Here is a 21,461-nt window from a genome sequence, read left to right as displayed (position 1 = left end):
CTGTCCAGAGTAGGAGGGGGTCTGGGCTTGCCTGGTACCGCCCCCCCCCCCACCGGAACCTGCTGTTTCAAGCCAAAGCCACAGCAGCTCGGCTTCGCCGTCGCCTTGTCGCCTTGGCCCGCTTCGATCCGCCTGGCCTTGCACCGGACCTGCGGCACCTCGGCTGCGTCGTCTCCACCTGGGTGAAGATCCTCAGGACAGCGGCTAGGCCGCGGCTAGGCCGCGTCCTGGTTCCCGGCGGGGGTCTTGACCGGGCCTGGGAAGAACATGTTGGTGGTCGCCTGGTACCGCGCGTAGTCCGGGCGCTTGCGGAGGCTGTAGTACTCGGCCGGGCGGGCGCCGGTGTGCTTCGTCAGCGTGACGTAGAGCGTCCACGAGACGAAGAACAGACCCGCGGTGAGCAGCACCCACACCACGAGCGAGGTGTCGTGGAACCGGGCGGGCAGCGCCGGCAGTGCGACCAGCACCAGCGCGTTCCACTGCATCCACTGGAAGAAGTAGTTGGGGTGCCTGCTGTGGCGCCACAGCCCCTGGTCGCAGGTGGCCCGGTTGCCGCGGGCGGCGAAGCGCTGCTTCTGGCGGTCCGCGACCGTTTCGAGCACGTACGACGCGAACCACAGGGCGAGGGCGGCGACGGACCAGGCCGACAGCGGCCGCTGGCCGGCGGCGACGAGGAACGCCGGAACGGCGAGCACCGACGCGTTCGCGAGGCCCTGCAACCAGATCTCGTACTGGACGGAGACGGCCTCGTTGCGGAACCCCTGTCGCTCCCAGCGCCGCCGCTGGTACTGGTAGCGGGGGAGTTCGGCCTTGGGGGAGCCGGGTTTCCACCACCCGTGCCGGACCGTCATGGCCAGGCTCCACAGTCCCATCCGCCCGCCCATGGCGAGGTAGACGAGTGCGACCGCGACGGTGGTCGCGGTGAGCTCGCCGGCCGTGGCCAGCGTGACCACGCCGATGCCCACCAAGCCCCACGGCCAGGCCACGTCGACGTACGACACGTGGCGCGTCAGATGTCCGGGAACGGCCGCCAGCAGCGTGAACAGCACGGCCTGGACCGCGAGGTTCCACCACGCGGCCCGCGCCGTGGCCGGGTCCAGCACCAACGCGACTGCTACCAGGACGAACGGCACCAACGCCCACACCCGCCGCATCTCGTCCTCCTCCGGCGTGTGAGACATTCCATCTGAATGTCTCAGTGAGACACTTTATACATGGTGTCTCACGCTGTGGTCGAGGTGGACCTGACCACCGAACCGGAGACGGACCCGGTCATCGCCCTCGCGATCCGGCAGTTCCTGCGCGAGAGCCGCATCGACATGGGCGAGCTCGCCACGGCGGCCGGGATCGGCCGCGCCACCCTCTACCGCCGGTACGGCGACCGCGACCGGGTGCTCGGCGAGGTGCTGTGGGGCATCACCCACCGGGCGTGGTCGCGGCTGTGGCAGGCCAGTCCGCACCGGGGCCTGGCGAGGGTGGTCTCCGTGCTGGACCAGGCCATGCGCGACACCGTCGCCTCTCCCGCCCTGCGCGCGCTGCTCGAACGCGACCCCGAGACCGCCCTGCGCGTGCTGACGTCCCAGCAGGGCGTGGTGCAACACCGCCTCGTGACGGGACTGGCCGGCCTGATCCGCGCGGAACGCGGCGAGACCGCGGAGATCCCGGTGACCAAGCTGGCCTACGCGGTGGTCCGGCTCGCCGAGTCCTTCTGCTACTCCGACGTGATCACCGGCGACCCGCCGGACATCGACACCGCCACCGAGATCATCCGGAAGCTCCTCGCCTAGGGTGACCGATCCGCTGTGGTGGTCCCGAAATCGCGCGCCCGTCACGCGGTGGGTCATCCGGGTGTCCGGGTTGGTGCGACTGCAGTCGCGCGACATTACCGCCCTCTTACGGCTGCCGGCCGGCCACGTTTGAGGCCGTACGTCGCCATACGGTCGTGCGGCCGCCGCCTTCGTGAGAGGGGTTCACATCCATGGACATCCCGTTGGCCCGCCGTCTGCTCGGGGAGCTCGCCGGCACCGCCATCCTGTGCCTCTTCGGCATCGGCGCGGCGGTGGCGGCCGGACCGACAGGCCTGCTGGTCGTGGCGCTGGCGCACGGACTCGCGCTCGCCGTGGCGATCTACGCGTTCGGGGCGGTCTCCGGAGGTCATTTCAACCCGACCGTCACGGTCGCCCTGGCCGTCCGCGGTCAGTTCGCGTGGCGGGACGTGCCCGCTTACGTGGTGGCCCAGCTCCTCGGCGGCGTGCTCGGCTCCGCCGTCGTCTTCGCCGCCTACGGCTCGTCCGCGGTGCACGCCGGACTCGGTGCCACGACGTACGGTTCGGGCGTCTCCCCGGTGCAGGCCCTGGTCGCCGAGGCCACCGGCGCGTTCATCCTCGTCACCGCCGTGTTCGCGTTCGCGGTGGCACCGGACGCGCCCAAGGGGTTGCACGGCCTGGGGATCGGGCTGGCGCTCGCCACGCAGATCATGGTGTTCGGCCCGCTCTCCGGGGCCTCGGTGAACCTCGCCAGGACGATGGGGCCCGACGTCGTGCTGGCGCTGACCGGTGGCACCGTCGCCTGGTCCCAGCTGTTCGTGTACCTCGTCGGTCCGCTGGTCGGTGGCATCGCCGCGGCGCTGCTGCACGGAGTGGCACGGCGGGTCACGCGCACCCCTGTCGCGGACCACGCCTGAGCGCCGGCATGGCGGAGAAGACCGAACAGCAACGCCTGCAGGCGATCGCCGAGGCCCACAGCCGTTGTGCGGACGGCAGGATCGCGGAGGGCTGGCAGGTCGAGGACGTGTCCGTGCGGTGCGGCGGCGAGTGGCAGTCGAGGCCGCTGGCAGCTGACCATCCTTTCCGGACGGTCGGCGAGGAGGACGCGCCGGCCGTCCGGTCGAACGCCTGGTAGCTGAGCAGCACAACGGACACGGCGACACCTCCCTCACTCGGCTGCCGCGGCGGACAGCCGCGGCAGCCGAGCCGGCTCAGCCGACGGCGACGGGGTGCAACCAGCAGGCGACCGAGCGGTCGTCCCTGCTCTGCCCCAGGACCGGCGTTCGCTCGCCGCACACCTCCATGGCGCGCGGGCAGCGCGGGTGGAAGGCGCAGCCGGTCGGCATCGCGCGGAGGTCGGGCGGCGAACCGGGGATGCCGGCCAGCTCTCGCTTCTCGCCCTTCAGCGAGGGGAACGACCGCAGCAGCCCGTCGCTGTACGGGTGCAGCGGCGAGCGGTAGAGGTCGGCCGACACCGCCTCCTCGACGACCTGGCCGGCGTACATGATCGCGATCCGGTCCGAGAACTCGACCAGCAGCGACAGGTCGTGGGTGATGAACACGACCGAGAACCCGAGACGTTCCCGCAGACCCACGAGCGTGCGCAGGATCTGCCGCTGCACCACCACGTCCAGCGCGGTGGTCGGCTCGTCCATGATCACCACACGGGGTTCGAGCGCGAGCGCCATCGCGATCATCACCCGCTGCCGCATCCCGCCGGAGAGCTGGTGCGGGTAGCTGTGCACCCGGTCGGCGGCGATCCCGACCAGCTCCAGCAGCTCGTGCGCGCGGTCCAGCCGGGCACGCGACGACGTCCTGGGGGAGTGCGCCTTCACCACGTCGACCAGCTGGGTGGAGATCCGCTGCACCGGGTTGAGCGAGTTGATCGCGCCCTGGAAGACGATGGCGATCTCCGACCACCGCAGCCGCCGCAGGTCGGCGTCGCGGATCCGCAGCAGGTCGACCGACTTGCCGTCGTCGAGGTGGTAGAGCACCTCGCCACCGGCCACCACGCCCGGCGGCGGCAGCAGCCGGGTCATCCCGTACGCCAGGGTGGACTTGCCGCTGCCCGATTCGCCCGCCAGCCCGAGCACCTCGCCCCGGTGCAGCGTCAGGTCGACGTCGCGCACCGCGCGCACCGAACCGGGACCGACGCCGTAGTCGACGGTCAGCCCGCGCACCTCGAGGATGGGTTGCTTCATGACGTCTCCTTGGGGAGCACCGGGGTGAAACCGACGCGCATCCGCACTCCACGCATCGAGAAGCGGTTGCGCAGCCGCGGGTTGACGTACTCGTCGATGCCGAAGTTGACCAGCGACAACGACGTGCCGAGCAGGGCGATCGCGAGACCGGCCGGCACGAACCACCACCACGCACCCTGCGAGAGGGCCAGCTGGGACTGGGCCCAGTACAGGACCGTGCCCCAGTTCCACCCGCCCGCGTCGGACACGCCGATGAACGCCAGCGTGATCTCGGAGACCACGGCGAACAGCACCGTGCCGACGAACCCGGACGCGATCACGGCGGTCAGGTTCGGCAGGATCTCGAACAGGATGATCCGCCACGTCGACTCGCCGTTCGCCCGCGCCGCCTCCACGTAGTCGCGGCGGCGCAGCGACAACGTCTGGGCGCGCAGCACCCGCGCGTTCCACGCCCACGACGTCAGCCCGATCACCAGCGCGATCGTGAGGTTCGACGTCTCGGGCAGCGAGGAGGTGATGATGACGATCAACGGTAGCGCCGGGATCACCAGGAACACGTTGGACAGGGCGGAGAGCCCCTCCGCCGCCGACCCGCTGAGGTACCCGGCGGTGATGCCCACCAGCACCGACAGCACGGTCGCCACGACGCCCGCGACCGCGCCCACGAGCACGACGCTGCGGGTGCCGACCAGCACCTGGCTGAAGACGTCCTGACCCAGGTGCGTGGTGCCGAACCAGTGTTCCGACGACGGCGGCTGCAGCAACGCGTTGCTGCGCGCCGACGGGTCGAACGGGGCGAGCCAGGGGCCGACCACGGCCAGCAGGACGAACACGCCGAGCGCCACCAGCCCGGTGAGCGCCTTGGGGTTGGTGCGCATCAGCCCTCCCTGCGGGTGCGCGGGTCCAGTGCGAGGTAGGCGACGTCCGCGAGGAGGTTCGCCAGCAGCACGGACAGCGTGATGATGAGGAAGATGCCCTGCAACAACGGGTAGTCCTTGGAGCCGACCGCCTGGAACAGCTGCAGGCCCAGGCCGGGGTAGGAGAACACGATCTCCACCAGCAGGGTGCCGCCGACGATGAACCCGAGCGCCAGCGCGAAGCCGGACACGTTGGGCAGCAACGCGTTGCGCGCGGCGTAGGCGAGCATGACCCGACGTTCCGGCAGGCCCTTGGCGTGCGCGACGGTGACGTAGTCGTCCGACGACACGGTCACCATCATGTTGCGCATGCTCAGGATCCAGCCGCTGACCGATGACACCAGGATCGTCAGACCGGGCAGCAGGGCGTGCTGCACGGTGCTGCCGATGAACTGCCAGTCCCAGTTCGGCACCAGGCCGATCTCGTAGGCGCCGGACGCGGGGAAGAAGCTGCCGGGCCCGGTGAGCAACGCGATCGCCACCAGCCCCAGCCAGAAGTACGGGATCGACGAGACGAACGTGGTGACCGGGATCAGCGTGTCCGCCCACGTGCCGCGCCGCCAGCCGACCACCGCGCCCGCGGCCGTGCCGAGCAGGAACCCGATCACGGTCGTGATGCCGACCAGCCCGACGGTCCACGGCAGGCCGTCGCCGATCACGTCCGACACCGGGCTGGGGAAGAACGTGAACGACAGCCCGAGATCACCGCGCAGGAGCTGGCCGAGGTAGGAGAAGTACTGGCTCGCCAGGCTCTCGTTCTTGTCCAGTCCGAAGAGGACGTACAGCGACCGGACGGCCTCGCTCGTCATCTGCCCGCGCTGCTTGGTGATCAGCGCCTGCACCGGGTCGCCGGGGATCATCCGCGGTACGAAGAAGTTGATCGTGACCGCGGCCCAGGCGGTGAGCAGGTAGAAGCCGAACCGCTTGAGGAGGTAGCTCACGACGCCTCCTCCCGGTACAGCCAGCACGCCGCGAAGTGGCCGCCGCCGAGCTCGAAGCGCGGCGGGAGCTCCTCCCGGCAGACGTCCATCGCGAACGGGCAGCGCGGGTGGAACCGGCAGCCCGCCGGCGGGTCGATCAGGCTCGGCGGCTCACCGGCACCGCCGTCCTTCTCGTCCACCGCCGGCCGGTCGGGGTCCGGCGCCGACTCGATCAGCAGCTGCGTGTACGGGTGCGCCGGTCGCTGGGTGACGGTCTCGCTGTCCCCGCCCTCGACGACCTGCCCCGCGTACATCACGACCGTCTCGTCCGCGAAGTACCGCGCGGACGCGATGTCGTGCGTGATGTACAGGATCGACAGGTGCAGCCGTTCCTTCAGGTCCCGCAACAGGTTCAGCACGCCGAGCCGGATCGAGACGTCCAGCATGGACACCGGCTCGTCCGCCAGTAGCACCTCCGGGCTCGCCGCCAGCGCCCGTGCGATCGCCACGCGCTGCCGCTGCCCGCCGGAGAGCTCGTGCGGGTACCGGTCGAGGTACCGCTCCGCCGGCGTCAGGTGCACGCGCGTCAGCAGCTCCGCGAGCGACGTCTCCAGGTCGTCGCCGCGGTTGCCGTGGATGGTGAGCGCCCTGGTGAGGTGGTAGCGGATGGTGTGCACGGGGTTGAGCGACGCGAACGGGTCCTGGAAGATCATCTGGACCCGCTTGCAGTACGCCCGGAACCGCCGCCCGCGGGTCAGACCCCGTTGCACGGCAACGGACTCGCCGTGCAACCGGATCTCCCCGGACGTGAGCGGGTAGAGCTGGGCGAGCAGCCGCGCGACCGTCGACTTGCCCGATCCGGACTCACCGACGAGCGCGGTGACGCTGCCCCTGCGCAGCCGCAGCGACACGCCTTCGACCGCCCGCACGGCCTTCCTGGTGCGGGACAGCGGTGAACGGATCGGGAAGTGCTTGGTGAGGCCGTCGGCCTCCAGGACGATCTCCGTGGAGACCGACCTGGGGACCGGCGGCGCTACCTCGGCCGTCACGAGGCGGGCCGCAGCTTCATGACGATGTCGAGCGCGTTCTCCAGCGTGGGCTGGACGGGCGCGTACTGGTCCTGCTCGCTCGGCCAGCCGACCCAGTTCTTCGTGCTGTACTGACCGCCGCCGTTGGCCGCCGAGGTGATGATGACCGGCATGTCCTGCACGAAGATCTTCTGCAGCTCCTGCAGCGCGGCGTTGCGCACGGACTCGTCGGGGGCGTTGGAGAAGTCGTCCAGCGCCTTGGTCGCGGCCGGGTTCTCGTACCGGCCGTAGTTGCCGTTCACGCCGGTCTGCCCGATCGGCTTGTACAGCGCACCGTCCATGATGGACTGGTAGATGTCGTAGAGCGTCAGCCCGTTGTTGGTCCAGTGCATCGCGGCACCGAAGTCGCCGGTGTCGAGCGCCTTGGTCCACGCGTCGGCGTTCTGCAGGTTCACCGTCGCCGCGATGCCGATCTTGGCGAAGTTGTCCTTGATGATCTCGAGGTCGGTGACGTAGTCGGACCACCCGGTGGGCACGGTCAGCGTGATGGTGACGGGCTGGCCGTCCTTGCCCTTCAACGTGGTGCCGTCGAAGGTGTACCCGGCCTCGGTCAACGCCTTCTTGGCGCCCTCGACGTCGACGGTCACCTTCTTGTCCTTGAACTGCGGCGCGATGAAGGACTCACCGGCGGGCGTCGGGATGCCGGTGATGTTGTCGACCTTCGGGTAGAAGTAGCCGGCCTCGCCCTGCGTGAAGATGTCGTCGCGGTTGACGACCATGTTCGCCGCCCGGCGCAGCGCCGGGTCGTCCCACGGCTTCGCCTTGGTGTTGAACCACAGGCCGTGCACGCCGAGCACCGGCGGGAACCACAGCTTGTGGTTCTTCGGGTCCTTGCTCGTGTAGGCGGCCTGGTAGTTGGGGATGAAGGTGAAGCTCCACTCGGCCGCGCCGCTCGCGAGCGCGTTGGTCTGCGCGTTGTTGTCGCTGTAGGAGGTGTAGCGCAGCTCCTTGACCTTCGGGAGCTCCTGCCAGTACTTGTCCCTGATCGACAGGGTGACCGCCTGCGGCGTGAACGACTTCAGCGTGTACGGGCCGCTGCCGATCGGCTCCTTCAGCGTCTCGGTGGTCGGGTTGGCGAACGTCGACCACTGGTGCTTGGGCACCACGAACTGCTCGAGGATCTTCTTCTGGTTGACGAACTGGGACTTCGGGAAGCCGACGGTGACCTCGCTGCCGGAGAACGAGATGTCCTGGTACGGCACACCTTCGATGTTCAGCCCGGGGTTGTTCTTGAGCAGCTCGAAGGTGTACGCCACGTCCTCGGCCGTCAACGGCTTGCCGTCGGACCACGCGACGCCGTCGCGGATGGTGAGCGACAGCTTGCGGAAGTTGTCCGACCAGGAGAACTTCGTTGCCAGCCAAGGCTTCGGCTGGTCGGTCACCTTCACCTCGTTGACCATGGCGAGCGGTTCGAAGAGCAACCGCCGGTAGCCCAGCGACGAGGACGCCGACGAGTTGAGGAACGGGTTGTTGTTCTCCGTTTGCGGTCCGTTCGGCATCCCCACGTTCAGCACGCCGGCGGAGTTGCCCGCACTGCCGGGGTTCGTGGCAGAACACGCGCCGGTGAACGCCAGGGCGGTCGCGGTGACGGCAGCGCAAACACGCCTCAGTCTCATGGAAACTCCTTGTTCTCCAACGAAAGCGAGAAGAATCAAGTGAGCGCTGGGAGGAGGTGACCGCGCGTGCCATCGCGGGTGAGGCCGGGGAGGCCCTCTGGTCGCCGTAGAGTAGACGCCTGTCATCGAGGGCAAGTCAATAACGAAGAGGTCACGACCCGAGGCTTATTTTTAGGCGCGAAGTAACCTCGGCGCTCATGGTGCGTGGCCGAGCAACCGTGCGGGACCTCCGGCGGCAGAACCGATCGGTGTTGTTGTCAGCCCTCTTCCTCGACGGCCCGCTGAGCCGTCAGGAGCTCAGCGTCGCGACCGGGCTGAGCGCCGCGACCGCCAGCACGATCACCGGCGAGCTGCTGGACGAGGGCATCGTGGCCGAGGCCGGATCGGTCGAGTCCGACGGCGGCAGACCACGCGTGCTGCTGCGGGTGAACCCGGCGTTCGGGCACGTCATCGGGGTCGACGTCGGCGAGACGGGGATCAAGGTCGAGCTGTTCGACCTCGCCATGGCCAAGCTGTCCGCGGTCGACCTGCCGCTCGGGGCGCTGGAGCCGGAACCGGTCGGCGCGCTGATCGCCGGTGGAGTCGAGGAGGTCCTGGCCGCGGCCGGAGTGGCGGCGTCGTCGGTGCTCGGGATCGGGGTCGGCGTGCCCGGCACCGTCGAGCAGGGCGACTCGGCGGTCGTGCACGCGCAGACCATCGGCTGGGACGCGGTGCCGCTCGAGAAGATGCTGCGCGCGGCCGGGGTCGCGCCGCCGCTGTTCGTCGAGAACGGCGCGAAGACCCAGGGGCAGGCGGAGATGTGGTTCGGGGCCGGTCGCGGTGCCCGGCACGCGGTGATCGCGCTGGTGGGGTCCGGCGTCGGCATCGCGGTCGTGTCCGGCGGGGTCGTGCAACGCGGCGTGACCAGCAACGCGGGGGAGTGGGGACACACCACGATCGTCTACGGCGGGCGGCGGTGCCGGTGCGGGGCGCGCGGGTGCCTGGAGGCCTACGCCGGTGCGGAGGCCATGCTCGGCCGGTACCGGGAAGCGTTGGGCGGCAAGCGATCGCCGCTCGACGAGCCGTCCGCCCTGGAAGCGCTGCTGGCGTCCCGGTCGGCGGTCGCCCGCCGGGTGGTGACCGAGTCCGTCGGGTACCTGGGCGCCGGGATCGCGAACCTGGTGAACCTGTTCAACCCCGAACGCGTCGTGCTCGGCGGCTGGGCCGGCCTCGCGCTCGGGGCCCGCAGGTTCGACGAGATCGTCGCCGCGACCTCCGAACACGCCCTGCGGCACCCGTTCGGCCAGGTCCGCATCGAGCTGGGCCGGACAGGCCCCGACGCGGTGGCGGTCGGCGCGGCGACGCTCCCGCTGGCGGTGCTGCTGGAGACCGGAACGGACCCGCGGTCGTCGCACGGCCACGGCTGAGAAGACACCTTCCGACTCATTGACAGCGGCAGCGCGGCCCGTGACTCTTTGGAGAGCGCTCTCCAAGGAGGTGTCCGGTGCCCGACGACCACGAGCTGGTCCGCCTGGTCGGCAAGCTAGACCTGCGCGCCAAGGTGCGGCTGCTGTCGGGAGGGTCGGTGTGGCGGACCTGCGCCGAGCCGGCCGTCGGCCTGCGCGCCCTGACGTTCTCCGACGGTCCGGCGGGCGTGCGCGGGCCCGGCTGGGACGAACGGCGCACCTCCCTGGCACTCCCGTCACCGACGGCGCTCGCCGCCACGTGGGACGAGGACCTGGTCGGCCGGCTCGGTGGGCTGCTCGCCGCCGAGTCCCGGCGCAAGGGCGTGGACGTGCTGCTGGCGCCGGTGCTGAACCTGCACCGCACGCCCTACGGCGGCCGGCACTTCGAGTGCTTCTCCGAAGACCCGCTGCTGACCGCACGGCTCGGCGTCGCTCTCGTGCGGGGCGTGCAGGCAGGCGGCGTCGCGGCGGCCCCGAAGCACTTCGTCGCGAACGAGACCGAGACCGACCGGCTGACCCACGACGTCGAGGTGGACGAACGCACCCTCCGCGAGCTCTACCTGGCGCCGTTCGAGGCGGTGGTGCGGGCGGGCGCGTGGGCGGTGATGTCGGCCTACAACGGTGTGAACGGGCACTCGATGTCGGAGAACCCGCTGCTGACCACGCCGTTGAAGGACGAGTGGCTCTTCGACGGGGTCGTGGTGTCGGACTGGGGCGGGGTGCGCTCCACGGTCGCGTCGGCGGCGTCCGGGCAGGACCTGTCGATGCCGGGGCCCTGGGGTCCGTGGGGTGATCAGCTCCTCGGCGCGGTCGAAGCCGGGGAGGTGGCGGAGGCCGCGGTCGACGACAAGGTGCTGCGCCTGCTGCGACTCGCCGCACGGGTCGGGGCACTGGAGGGCCAGGCCGCCGAACCTCCTCCTACGCGAAGGACCGATACCGCACTGCTGCGAGAGACGGTGGCCGCGAGCACGGTCTTGTTGCAGAACAACGGAATCCTCCCGCTCTCCGCCGGCACCCGGATCGCGGTGCTCGGCCCCGGCGCCGCCGCTCCCCGAGTCCAGGGCGGCGGCAGCTCCGGCCTCTACCCGGCCGCGGAGAGCTCGCTGGTCACCGCCCTCTCCGCCGTCGCGGACGTGCGGCACGCACCCGGCGTCGTCGTCGACGACCGGCCGACTCCGATGGCCGCCCCGGTCCTGGTGCGCGTGCTCGGCGCCGCCGACGAGGTGCTGTTCCGCGAGCACCGCCTCACCGGCCGGATCCTGGAGACGCGCGAGCTGCCCGGCGCCGAGGTGCTCGAGATCAGCGCCACCCTGCACGTCACGGTGACCGGTCCGTGGCGGCTCGCCGTCGCGGGCTACGGCCGCCTGACCCTCGACGTCGACGGCGTCCGGGTGATCGACGTCGAGCAGCCCGTCGACACCGACGACCCCGCGGTGAAGCACCTCCGGCCGCCCCACCACGTCGCCGGGGTGCTGCTCACGGCGGGGACCGAGGTCGAGTTGGTCGGCCGGCGCGAGCTCGGCGACGACACCGGGATGGCGTCACTGCTGGCCGCCGACCCGCCGCCGCTTTCCCCGGAACAGGAGTTCGCCGCCGCCGTCGAGGCGGCACGGCGCTGCGACGTCGCCGTGGTCGTCGTCAGCACCACCGACGCGATCGAGAGCGAGGGACGCGACCGCGACACCCTCGCGTTGCCCGGTGTGCAGGACGCCCTGGTCAGCGCGGTGTGCGAGGTCAACCCGAACACCGTTGTCGTGGTCAACTCCGGCGGTCCGGTGCTGATGCCGTGGCGCCACGAGGCCGCGGCCGTGCTGGTGACCTGGTTCCCCGGTCAGGAAGGTGGCAACGGGCTCGCGGACGTCCTCCTCGGCGAACGGGAACCCGGCGGCCGGCTTCCGACGACCTGGCCCGACCGGGAGACCGACGTGCCCGTCCACGACTTCCTGCCCGACGCCGGATCCCTGCGCTACCGGGAAGGGCTCGACATCGGGTACCGGGCGTGGGCGGTGCACGACACCGCGCCCGCGTTCTGGTTCGGCCACGGCCTCGGCTACACGACCTGGCAGTACGAGGAAGCGCGGGTCGAGCAGGGCGAGGTCAGGGTCGTGCTGCGCAACACCGGTGAGCGGCACGGGCGCGAGGTCGTGCAGGTCTACCTGTCCCGGCCGGACGGCGCCGTCCCCAGGCCCGCGCGGTGGCTGGCCGGTTTCGCGGCGGTCGCCGCAGGGCCGGGGGAGCGGGTCGAGGCCGTGGTCGCGATCCCGGAACGGGCGATCAGCCACTGGGCAGGGAGGTGGGAGGTCGAGCCCGGCGCGTTCACCGTGCTGATCGGCCCGGACGCCGGGACCACACCGCTCCGCCTGACCTCGGAGAACGCTCTCCGGCCGTGATAAAACGGATCATGACCAAGGGGACACCGACTCTCGAGGACGTCGCGCGGATCGCGGGGGTGTCCAGGGCGACCGTGTCGCGTGTCGTGAACGGCACGCGCAACGTCGACCCGCACATCCAGGAGACGGTGCGCAGCGCGATCGAACGGACCGGGTACACGCCCAACCGTGCCGCGCGCTCGCTCGTCACCCGGCGCGCCGGGACGGTGGCACTGGTGGTCTCCGGGGCGGGCGGCGGGTCCGACGTCTTCGTGGACCCGTTCTTCGGCAGGGTCACCGCCGGTGTCGTCGACTTCCTGCGCACCCGAGGTGTCCACCCGGTGCTCATGCTCGCCGACTCCGACCAGGCCAGGACCGACGTCGTCGAGTTCCTGCGGCAGGGGAGCGCGGACGGCGCGCTGCTGGTGACGACGCACGCCGCGGACACGTTGCCGGCCAAGCTGCTGGAGGCCGGGGTGGTCACCGTGCTCTACGCCCGGCCCGGCACGCCGATGCCGGTCGGCTACGTCGACCTCGACCACCAGGCGGGCGGCAGGCTCGCCGCCACCCGCCTGGTCGAGAACGGCTGCGCGCACGTCGCCGCGATCTCCGGGCCGCTGAACGTGCTCGCGAGCCAGGACCGGCTCACCGGGTTCCGCGACGCCATGGCCCGCAACGGGTTCCCGTACGTCCCGATCGTCGAGGGCGGGTTCACCGCGGCCAGCGGTGAGGCGGCGATGACGCGCCTGCTCACCGAGTACCCGGAGGTCGACGGCGTGTTCGCGGCCAACGACCTGATGGCGCAAGGCGCCGTGGACGTGCTGGTGGAGCACGGTTTGCGGGTGCCGGACGACGTGGCCGTGGTCGGGTTCGACGACAGCGCCCCGGCGCTGCTGTGCCGCCCGCAGCTGACCACCGTCCGCCAGCCGGTGGAGGACATGGCGGCGAAGATGGCCGAGATGCTGCTCACGAGCCTCGACTTCCCCGAACGGCGTCCCACGTCCGTCATCTTCGAACCGGAACTCGTGGTCAGGGGATCCGCATGATTGACCTGCACGACATCACGCGTTAATCTGCGGGAGAGCGCTCTCCCGGCGTCCGGTGCCACGGACGCCACCGTTCGGGCTCACTCGCCCCAAGGTGTCAGGCAGGATCATGAGCTCTCCCCTGTCCAGGGCGGTCGCCTCCGCGGCCGCAGCCCTGTGCCTCGTGACCACCGCGACCGCGATCACCTCAGCTCCGGCGGGCGCCGCCGAGTGCGGAGCCACCAACGTCGCCCTCAACAAGCCGGCCACGGCGTCCTCCACCGAGAACGGTGGTACTCCCGCTTCCGCTGCGGTGGATGGCAATGCGGGTACGCGGTGGTCGTCGCAGTTCTCGGACCCGCAGTGGATCCAGGTCGATCTGGGGTCCACGCAGCAGGTCTGCCGTGTCTCCCTGACGTGGGAGGGCGCGTACGGCAAGGCTTTCCAGGTCCAGGTGACCGACAACGCCGCTGATTCGTCGTCGTGGCGCAGTGTGTATTCGACGACGTCGGGTACCGGTGGTACGCAGTCCCTCGACGTCAGTGGCTCGGGCCGGTACGTGCGGGTGCTGGGCACTCAGCGCGGTACCGGCTACGGATACTCGCTGTGGGAGTTGAGCGTCAACGCCGTCTCGGACTCGACCGGGATCCCGGCGACCGACCCGCGCAACCCGGACTTCGGTCCGAACGTGTACGTGTACGGGCCGGGGTCGTCGCAGTCGGAGATGCAGTCGCGGCTGGACTCGATCTCCGCGCAGATGAAGACGAACCAGTTCGGTTCGCAACGCCATGCCGTGCTCTTCAAGCCGGGTACGTACAACGCCGATGTGAACCTGCGGTTCTACACGCAGGTCGCGGGTCTGGGACTGAACCCGGACGACGTGAACGTCAACGGCCACATCCGGGTCGAGGCCGACTGGTTGCAGCAGGGTGACGACCCGAACAACCTGGGCAACGCGACGCAGAACTTCTGGCGTGGTGCGGAGAACCTCTCGGTCACGTTGCCCGCCAACCAGATCGAGCGCTGGGCGGTCTCCCAGGCCACCGCGTACCGGCGGATGCACCTGCGTGGTCAGGCGCACCTGTGGAACGGCTACGACGGCTGGGCCAGTGGTGGTCTGATCGTCGACAGCAAGATCGACGGCGTCGTCGTTTCCGGCTCGCAGCAGCAGTTCCTGACCCGCAACAGCAACCTCGCCGGTGGCTGGTCGGGCTCGGTGTGGAACATGGTGTTCGCGGGCACGCAGGGTGCTCCGGCCGATCACTTCCCGAACCCGTCGCACACGACGGTGGACAACTCGCCGGTGACGCGGGAGAAGCCGTACCTGTACATCGACAGCTCGGGTTCGTACCGGGTGTTCGTGCCGGCGCTGCGGACCAACTCCCGTGGCACGAGCTGGGAGAACGGCAACCCCGGTTCGTCGATCTCGCTGGCGGACTTCTTCATCGTCAAGCCGGGCACGCCGGTCGCGACGATCAACTCGGCATTGGCGCAGGGCAAGCACCTGCTGTTGACGCCGGGCGTCCACCAGCTCGACGACACGATCAAGGTCACTCGCGCGAACACGGTGGTGCTGGGTCTGGGTCTCGCCACGCTGACCCCGACCACGGGCAAGGCGGCGCTCACGACGTCCGATGTGGACGGTGTGAAGCTGGCCGGGTTCCTGGTGGACGCGGGTCAGGTCAACTCCCCGGTGCTGCTGGAGATCGGTGACGCCAACACCACCGACCACTCGTCGAACCCGACCTCGTTGCACGACGTGTACCTGCGCGTCGGCGGGTCGCAGGCGGGCAAGGCGACGGTGAGCATGCGGGTCAACAGCCGCAACACGATCATCGACCACACCTGGGTCTGGCGCGCCGACCACGGCGCCGGTGTCGGCTGGAACGTCAACACCGGCCAGAACGGTGTCGTCGTCAACGGCGACAACGTGACGGCGTACGGGTTGTTCGTGGAGCACTACCAGCAGCACAACGTCGTCTGGAACGGCAACGGCGGCCGCACCTACATGTTCCAGAACGAGCTGCCGTACGACCCGCCGAACCAGGCCGCGTGGATGAACGGTTCCAAGCGCGGCTGGGCGGCGTACAAGGTCGCGGACTCGGTGACGACGCACCAGGCGTTCGGCGTGGGTGCCTACGCCTTCAACCAGGCCGATCCGAGCATCGTGACCGACAACGGTTTCGAGGCGCCGAACCGGTCGGGTGTGAAGTTCACGCACCTGGTCACCGTGTCGCTCGGCGGTGTCGGGACGATCGCCAACGTGATCAACGGCACCGGCGGGGTCGCGAACAACGCCAACCAGGTGCGCTACCTGGTCGCCTATCCGTGAGCGTGATCGGCGTGCTCTCCCGGGACACGGTTCCCGGCGAGAGCACGCCCGCTCTGGCGGGCATCGCGGACGAGGCGCACAGGACCGGCAACGGGCTGGTCCTGTGCGCCGACTTGGCGTTCGCGGGGGTGGAACGCCTGACGCTGAGCGGGTGCGTGCTGCTCGACCCCGCGGTCGACGACCACGACCTGGCCTTCCTCGTCGAGCACGGGATCCCGTTCGTGTCGATCGGCCGCAGGGAACGCCGCGACCAGCTGGTCCCGTACGTGGACGTCGACTACGCCGCAGGTGTGCGCGGGCTGGTGGCCCGCGCCGCGGCGCTCGGCCACCGCAACATCGTCTACATAGGACTTCCGTTCGGCGCTGTCTCGATGGAGCGCCAGCACGGGTTCCGCGCCGCTGTCAGCGCTCTCGGCTTGCACGGCATCCACGTTCCGGCGGCTTGGCTGGACCAGCTGCTGCGCACCGGCGTGACGGTGGTGATCACGGAACACCCCGACGACGCGGTCTCGATGATCCGTGCGGCGCGCCTTCGGGGTTTGTCCGTGCCAGGACAGCTTTCGGTGCTGACGCTCGACACGACCGAGCACGACCACCTCGGGATCACGGGAATGCGCGTGCCTAGGTGGGAGACGGGCTGCCGGGCGGTGCAACTGCTCGGCAGCCCGTCGTGGCAGGTGCCGCAGGAGCTGTTCGCCTGCGAGTTCGTGGCCGGCACGACTCTCGCGCGCCCGTCGCCCTAGCGCCAACGCGGAACATCCCGGAGCGCGGACGCTCCGGGATGCGGTTCGCCGGACTTCAGTGCGGCAACCGGTAGTCCGGTCCGAGCGCTGCTCCTCGATCCGGTTTGTAGAGGTCGAATCCGCGTGGGTCGCATTGCAGGCCGCCGTTGATGCAGTGGCGGACGAGTGCTGCCTGGGTGGGGGCGTCCCAGGCGTTCATGAAGTCGTAGTGCCAGGTGTAGCCGCGGCCGCTGGCAAGCCGGACCCGTGACATGTCACCGGACACCGGGAACGCCATCTTGAACTCGATCATCGGCACCGCGACCGGGTGGGTCGAGGGGCAGACCAGGGTGGCGCGGTCGGGGTAGGCCATGTGCGACTGGTGGTTGGCCGAGTCGAGGTCACGGCCGTTCCAGCAGCTCGGTGCCTGGTAACGGACGTTGAGCTGGGTACCGGGCGTGCAGTACGCGGGGATGTCCCAGTTGTGGAAGCTGTCACCGCACTCCCAGCCCTCCACCGCGCCCGGAGCCGTGCGGAACTGCTCCTGCGTCGCCGTCGCACTGCCGACCACGAACCGGAGCCCCGGCGGGAACGGCACGACGTCCTGGTACCTGAGGATGCCGGACTTGTAGTAGATGACCTGCGGGAAGTTGGGCGGGACGATCTGGTCGCCGTTGTAGACCGACGGGAACCAGTACGCCGACTTGTCGTCCGGGGTCTTGCAGTTGGTCTGGGCGGTTTTGAGGGAGTCGTTGGTGCTGCGGGCGTTGGTGGACGGGTTGCCCAGGAACGTGTGCATGTGCGACGCGCCCGGCAATCCCGGGAACACGATCGGGTCGTCCGGGAGATGGGTCGTGACCGAGCAGTTCGCCTGGAACTCGTGGTGCGTCACCAGGTCATCGGCCTGAGCCGACTGGGCGGCCACCGCGACCACGGCGGTGACCAGGCTGGCCGCGACGGCCAGCGCGCTGAGTTTTCGGGACAACTGGAATCCTCCTGCCGACGTGCGAACACGGGCTGGGAGAGCGCTCTCCCAAACAGCGTCCCGCTGGTGAGGGGCGGTGTCAAGAGAGCCGTTGACATCCCTGATGCCTGTTCGTAACATTCGCCGCCAGGGGTTGTGAGAGCGCTCTCCCGCATCTCGTTCCCCATTCGACCCCGCAGGAGACGCAATGCTCCGCCTCCGCTCAATCGGCACGGTGCTCGCCGTGCTCGTGGGACTGGCACTCGTACCGGGCACGGTCAGCGCCGCGCCCTCCCTCCTCTCCCAAGGCAAACCCGCCACCGCCTCCTCGTCGGAGGGAGCCGGCACCCCGGCCTCCGCGGCGGTCGACGGCGACTCCGGCACCCGCTGGGCCAGCGCGTGGAGCGACCCGCAGTGGCTGCGCGTCGACCTGGGCGCGACCTCGACCGTGACCAGGGTCGAGCTCGACTGGGAGTCGGCCTACGCCACCACCTTCGAGATCCAGGTGTCGGCCGGCGGCGACTCGTGGACGTCGATCCGCTCGGTGACCGGTGGCGCCGGTGGCCGGCAGGGCTTCGACGTGAGCGGCACCGGCCGGTACGTCCGCGTCTACTCCACCCAGCGCGCCAACGGGTACGGCGTCTCGCTGTGGGAGCTCCGCGTCTACGGCGAGCAGGGTTCGAACCCGCAGCCCGGTTCCGGCGTGCACGTGACCGGGACGCAGGGCAACTGGCAGCTGCTGGTGGACGGCAAGCCGTGGACGGTGAAGGGCCTGACGTGGGGTCCGCCCGCCGCGGATGCCGCCAGGTACATGCCGGAGCTGAAGGCCATGGGCACCAACACCGTGCGCACCTGGGGCACCGACGCGTCCACCAAGCCGCTGCTCGACGCGGCGGCGTCGAACGGGTTGCGCGTGATCAACGGGTTCTGGTTGCAGCCCGGTGGCGGTCCCGGTTCCGGCGGGTGCGTGAACTACGTGACCGACGGGCAGTACAAGGCGGACATGCTCGGCCAGATCCGGCAGTGGGTCACCACCTACAAGGACCACCCCGGCGTGCTGATGTGGAACGTCGGCAACGAGTCCATCCTCGGCCTGCAGAACTGCTACTCCGGCACCGAGCTGGAGAACCAGCGCATCGCCTACGCCAAGTACGTCAACGAGGCCGCGCGGGCGATCCACGCGATCGACACCAACCACCCGGTGACGAACACGGACGCGTGGACAGGCGCCTGGGTCTACCTCAAGGCCTACACCCCTGATCTGGACCTGTACGCGGTCAACTCCTACGGCAACGTGTGCAAGGTCCGGCAGGACTGGGTCAACGGCGGCTACACCAAGCCGTACATCCTGACCGAGGCCGGCCCGGCGGGGGAGTGGGAGGTGCCCAACGACGCCAACGGGGTTCCCCTCGAACCGACCGACGTGCAGAAGCGCGACGGGTACACGCAGGCGTGGAACTGCATCATCGGCCACACCGGCGTCTCCTTCGGCGGCACGTTGTTCCACTACGGCACGGAGTACGACTTCGGCGCGGTGTGGTTCAACCTGACGCCCGCGGGCAAGAAGCGGCTGTCGTTCTACTCGGTGCAGCGCGCGTTCGGCGGCCCCACGCCCGCCAACACGCCGCCGGTGATCTCGTCGATGAGCGTCCCGCAGACCGTCGCGGCGGGTGCGTCCCTGCCGATCGACGTGGCGGCGTCGGACCCGAACGGCGACGCGATCACGTGGTCGGCGGCGTTCAACAGCAAGTACATCGACAACAGCGGCGGTCTCGCGAACGCCCCGGTCCAGGTCAACGGCAACCGGCTGACCGTCACCGCCCCCGACCGGCTGGGCGTGTGGAAGGTCTACGTGATGGCCGAGGACGGCCGCGGCAACATCGGCATCGAGACCCGGTCCGTGCGGGTCGTCGCGCCGCAGCCGGCCGGGGTGAACGTGGCCCAGGGCAAGGCCGTCACGGCGTCGTCGTACCAGCAGGTCGGTGACGGTGCGCCGTATCCGCCGTCCAACGCGGTCGACGGCAACGCCTCCTCCCGCTGGGCCACCGACTGGGCCGATCCGCAGTGGCTCCGCGTCGACCTCGGCGCCGTCACCACGTTCCAGCACGTCCAGCTCGTCTGGGAGGGCGCTTACGGTCGTGCCTACGAGATCCAGGTGTCGGACGACGGCACCAACTGGCGCTCGGTCTACGGCACCACCAGCGGAAACGGTGGTGTGGACTCGATCGACGTGACGGCCACCGGCCGATACGTGCGGTTGTACGCCACCCAGCGCGGCACCGGCTGGGGCTACTCGCTGTACGAGCTCGGCGTCTACCGCCGCTGAGGCGAGCACGGGGTCCACATCGGCGCGAACCAGTCGTCCGGTGTGGACCCCGGAGCGGTGCTTTTCGTCACCTCCGTGTTTGAACCTCCCTCCCTCCGGGCAAAGCCGGTGGACAGCGATGTTCCTGGAGGGGGCGCGATGACCGTCGAGCCAGTCGAGCCAGTCGAGTCCGTCGACGGCCCTGCAGCCGGTGTGGACACCGACGACCGCGACGGGGTGCTCGTCGCGACGATCAGCGGGGAGCTCGATCCCGACACCGTCGACGCGGTCGGAGCCGCCCTGTTCGACCTCTTCGACGAGAAGCCGCACGCCCTGGTCGTCGACCTCGCCGTGGCCTTCATGAGCTCGGCCGGGTTGTCGATGCTGCTGAAGCTGCACAGCCGGGCGCAGACCGACGAGATCGGGTTCGCCGTCGTGGCGAAGAACAACGCCGCTCAGGACCCGTTGTTCATCAGCGGGTTGAGCGAGGTCCTGCCGCTCGCCGACACCGTCGACGAGGCGGTCGAGTCGTTGCGCAAGAGCTGATCAGCTCGGTGTCCTGCCGTCGATCACGATCCGCAGGGCGGTGGCCAGCCACCGCAGTTCCGCGGTGGCGTCCGGCGCGCTGCGCCGTCCCCGCACACGGCCGACCAGGCTGCGGTACCGCTCCGCACCGGCGTCGATCCCGGCGTCGAGGGACACCAGCACCGCGGTGAGGTCGGTGCGGGGGAACAGGGTGGAGATCAGGTCCCTGGCGGCAGGGCTGTCGGGTTCCGCGCCGCTCTCCCGGACGGGTGCGACGCCGGCGATGACGTGCCGGGCCCACCAGATGCCCGCGCCGGGTGGCGGCGGCTGTCCGGGGCTCGAGACGGTGAGCTCGAAGAAGGCGGTCAGCCGACCGCGGAAGTCCTCGTCCTGCACCAGTTCCGCGAGCTCGATCCACGCGTCCACCTGGTCGGGCGTGGGGTCTTCCGGCAGGTCGATGCTGAGGTCGTGCACCCGTGCGCGCAACGCCGGGTCGATGTCGAGGCGGCCGTACACATCCGCCTTGAAGTCGTCGATGATCTGGGCGCGTTCCACGGCCGAGAGCCGTGCCAATCGGTTCATCAGGGTCGTCTCCTCGAAAGTGGGTCGTCGTTTCGCCACGGTGGACAGCACCGCCCGGCTCACCTTCAACGCGCGGATCTGCGCGTCGATCGCGGTCACGTGCGCCGCGGCGACCTCGGCGACCGACTCCTGGCGCTCGAGCACCCGGCGCACGTCGTCGAGCCCGAGACCCAGCTCGCGCAGCGTGCGGATCATGTCGACGCGAGCCACGCACGCGGCGTCGTAGAGCCGGTACCCGCTCGCCGAGCGGCCGGCCGGGGTGATGACGCCCTCGTTCGACCAGAAGCGCAGCGTTCGCGCCGACAGGCCCGTGCGGCGTGCCAGCCGGCCGATGGTGAGCAGGTCGTCTTCGTCCATGGATGAATCCTGAACGTTGCAGCCGCTGGAAGGTCAACGGAAAATTCTCGATCGGACGGCATCGCCTCAGCCGTCGGCGCGAGCTTCAGCGGCGCCACGTGCTCGATGCGAGAGAGCAGCCTCAGGCGGGGCGAAGGCGTCTAACGCACTGTGACGACTATTCGCCCCTTTCTCACGTCTTTCACCGCGTAAGTCCGAATGACGGGCAACGTCAACCGTCAAGAGCGGTGGGCCGCTTCACGCCAATGGCGGGCGAGTGGGCGCGACGACCTTCCTTACGTTGGGTGACGGGACCCCCAGGTTCCATTCTTCGCACCCTGCAAGCGA

Annotated in this window: 18 protein-coding genes; 10 read left to right on the top strand and 8 right to left on the bottom strand. The window is 69.9% G+C overall.

What is annotated here, in order from left to right:
* Positions 1-215 precede the first annotated feature (215 nt).
* Positions 216-1,181 carry a DUF1295 domain-containing protein gene (locus ACFWV3_RS21435; protein ID WP_382413165.1) on the bottom strand — a complete coding sequence of 322 codons (966 nt, stop codon included), beginning with the start codon at positions 1,179-1,181 and terminating at the stop codon, positions 216-218.
* Between the two features lie 33 nt (positions 1,182-1,214).
* Here ACFWV3_RS21435 and ACFWV3_RS21430 point away from each other — a divergent pair, with 33 nt between their 5' ends.
* The 3 genes from ACFWV3_RS21430 to ACFWV3_RS21420 all read left to right on the top strand — a co-directional run bounded on the left by ACFWV3_RS21430 (position 1,215) and on the right by ACFWV3_RS21420 (position 2,901).
* Complete coding sequence (locus ACFWV3_RS21430; protein WP_382413164.1) at positions 1,215-1,787, top strand: QsdR family transcriptional regulator; 573 nt, start codon at positions 1,215-1,217, stop codon at positions 1,785-1,787.
* Positions 1,788-1,978: 191 nt separating this feature from the next.
* Complete coding sequence (locus ACFWV3_RS21425; protein WP_382413163.1) at positions 1,979-2,683, top strand: MIP/aquaporin family protein; 705 nt, start codon at positions 1,979-1,981, stop codon at positions 2,681-2,683.
* An 8-nt stretch (positions 2,684-2,691) separates the two neighbouring features.
* Positions 2,692-2,901 carry a hypothetical protein gene (locus ACFWV3_RS21420; RefSeq protein ID WP_382413162.1) on the top strand — a complete coding sequence of 70 codons (210 nt, stop codon included), beginning with the start codon at positions 2,692-2,694 and terminating at the stop codon, positions 2,899-2,901.
* 76 nt (positions 2,902-2,977) lie between these two features.
* Here the strand turns inward: ACFWV3_RS21420 and ACFWV3_RS21415 are convergent, their stop codons facing one another.
* Genes ACFWV3_RS21415 through ACFWV3_RS21395 form a run of 5 tightly spaced genes read right to left on the bottom strand, consistent with a single transcriptional unit; the run spans position 2,978 to position 8,508 of the window.
* Positions 2,978-3,967 carry an ABC transporter ATP-binding protein gene (locus tag ACFWV3_RS21415; RefSeq protein ID WP_382413161.1) on the bottom strand — a complete coding sequence of 330 codons (990 nt, stop codon included), beginning with the start codon at positions 3,965-3,967 and terminating at the stop codon, positions 2,978-2,980.
* Complete coding sequence (locus tag ACFWV3_RS21410) at positions 3,964-4,845, bottom strand: ABC transporter permease (protein ID WP_382413160.1); 882 nt, start codon at positions 4,843-4,845, stop codon at positions 3,964-3,966. Before ACFWV3_RS21410 ends, ACFWV3_RS21415 begins: the two co-directional genes overlap by 4 nt.
* On the bottom strand, positions 4,845-5,825 hold the full coding sequence (locus ACFWV3_RS21405) for an ABC transporter permease (protein ID WP_382413159.1): 981 nt from the start codon (positions 5,823-5,825) through the stop codon (positions 4,845-4,847). The genes ACFWV3_RS21410 and ACFWV3_RS21405 overlap by 1 nt, the downstream gene beginning before the upstream one ends.
* Positions 5,822-6,853, bottom strand: a complete 1,032-nt coding sequence (locus tag ACFWV3_RS21400; RefSeq protein ID WP_382413158.1) for an ABC transporter ATP-binding protein — start codon at positions 6,851-6,853, stop codon at positions 5,822-5,824. Before ACFWV3_RS21400 ends, ACFWV3_RS21405 begins: the two co-directional genes overlap by 4 nt.
* Positions 6,850-8,508 carry an ABC transporter substrate-binding protein gene (locus ACFWV3_RS21395; RefSeq protein WP_382413157.1) on the bottom strand — a complete coding sequence of 553 codons (1,659 nt, stop codon included), beginning with the start codon at positions 8,506-8,508 and terminating at the stop codon, positions 6,850-6,852. The genes ACFWV3_RS21400 and ACFWV3_RS21395 overlap by 4 nt, the downstream gene beginning before the upstream one ends.
* A 197-nt stretch (positions 8,509-8,705) precedes the next feature.
* Between ACFWV3_RS21395 and ACFWV3_RS21390 the strand changes: the two genes are divergently transcribed.
* The 5 genes from ACFWV3_RS21390 to ACFWV3_RS21370 all read left to right on the top strand — a co-directional run bounded on the left by ACFWV3_RS21390 (position 8,706) and on the right by ACFWV3_RS21370 (position 16,422).
* Positions 8,706-9,914 carry an ROK family transcriptional regulator gene (locus ACFWV3_RS21390; protein WP_382413156.1) on the top strand — a complete coding sequence of 403 codons (1,209 nt, stop codon included), beginning with the start codon at positions 8,706-8,708 and terminating at the stop codon, positions 9,912-9,914.
* Between the two features lie 77 nt (positions 9,915-9,991).
* Positions 9,992-12,343, top strand: a complete 2,352-nt coding sequence (locus ACFWV3_RS21385) for a beta-glucosidase (RefSeq protein ID WP_382413155.1) — start codon at positions 9,992-9,994, stop codon at positions 12,341-12,343.
* An 11-nt stretch (positions 12,344-12,354) separates the two neighbouring features.
* Positions 12,355-13,368 carry a LacI family DNA-binding transcriptional regulator gene (locus tag ACFWV3_RS21380; RefSeq protein ID WP_382413154.1) on the top strand — a complete coding sequence of 338 codons (1,014 nt, stop codon included), beginning with the start codon at positions 12,355-12,357 and terminating at the stop codon, positions 13,366-13,368.
* A 109-nt stretch (positions 13,369-13,477) separates the two neighbouring features.
* Positions 13,478-15,679 carry a discoidin domain-containing protein gene (locus tag ACFWV3_RS21375; protein ID WP_382413153.1) on the top strand — a complete coding sequence of 734 codons (2,202 nt, stop codon included), beginning with the start codon at positions 13,478-13,480 and terminating at the stop codon, positions 15,677-15,679.
* 11 nt (positions 15,680-15,690) lie between these two features.
* Entirely contained in the window at positions 15,691-16,422 is a 732-nt protein-coding gene (locus ACFWV3_RS21370) for a substrate-binding domain-containing protein (RefSeq protein ID WP_382413152.1), read from the top strand.
* 55 nt (positions 16,423-16,477) lie between these two features.
* Here the strand turns inward: ACFWV3_RS21370 and ACFWV3_RS21365 are convergent, their stop codons facing one another.
* Positions 16,478-17,386 carry a DUF1996 domain-containing protein gene (locus ACFWV3_RS21365; protein ID WP_382413151.1) on the bottom strand — a complete coding sequence of 303 codons (909 nt, stop codon included), beginning with the start codon at positions 17,384-17,386 and terminating at the stop codon, positions 16,478-16,480.
* A gap of 187 nt (positions 17,387-17,573) precedes the next feature.
* Between ACFWV3_RS21365 and ACFWV3_RS21360 the strand changes: the two genes are divergently transcribed.
* Positions 17,574-19,691, top strand: a complete 2,118-nt coding sequence (locus ACFWV3_RS21360) for a discoidin domain-containing protein (protein ID WP_382413150.1) — start codon at positions 17,574-17,576, stop codon at positions 19,689-19,691.
* Positions 19,692-19,829: 138 nt separating this feature from the next.
* Positions 19,830-20,216: an STAS domain-containing protein gene (locus ACFWV3_RS21355; protein ID WP_382413149.1), complete on the top strand. Its 387-nt coding sequence runs from the start codon at positions 19,830-19,832 to the stop codon at positions 20,214-20,216.
* Here the strand turns inward: ACFWV3_RS21355 and ACFWV3_RS21350 are convergent, their stop codons facing one another.
* A complete protein-coding gene (locus ACFWV3_RS21350) occupies positions 20,217-21,134 on the bottom strand; it encodes a MerR family transcriptional regulator (protein WP_382413148.1) in 918 nt (305 codons plus the stop codon).
* Positions 21,135-21,461 lie beyond the last annotated feature (327 nt).

The sequence above is a fragment of the Lentzea sp. NPDC059081 genome (assembly GCF_042738015.1).
In the GTDB taxonomy this organism is placed as follows: Bacteria; Actinomycetota; Actinomycetes; order Mycobacteriales; family Pseudonocardiaceae; genus Lentzea.
This window is presented reverse-complemented; position numbering and strand designations above follow the sequence as displayed.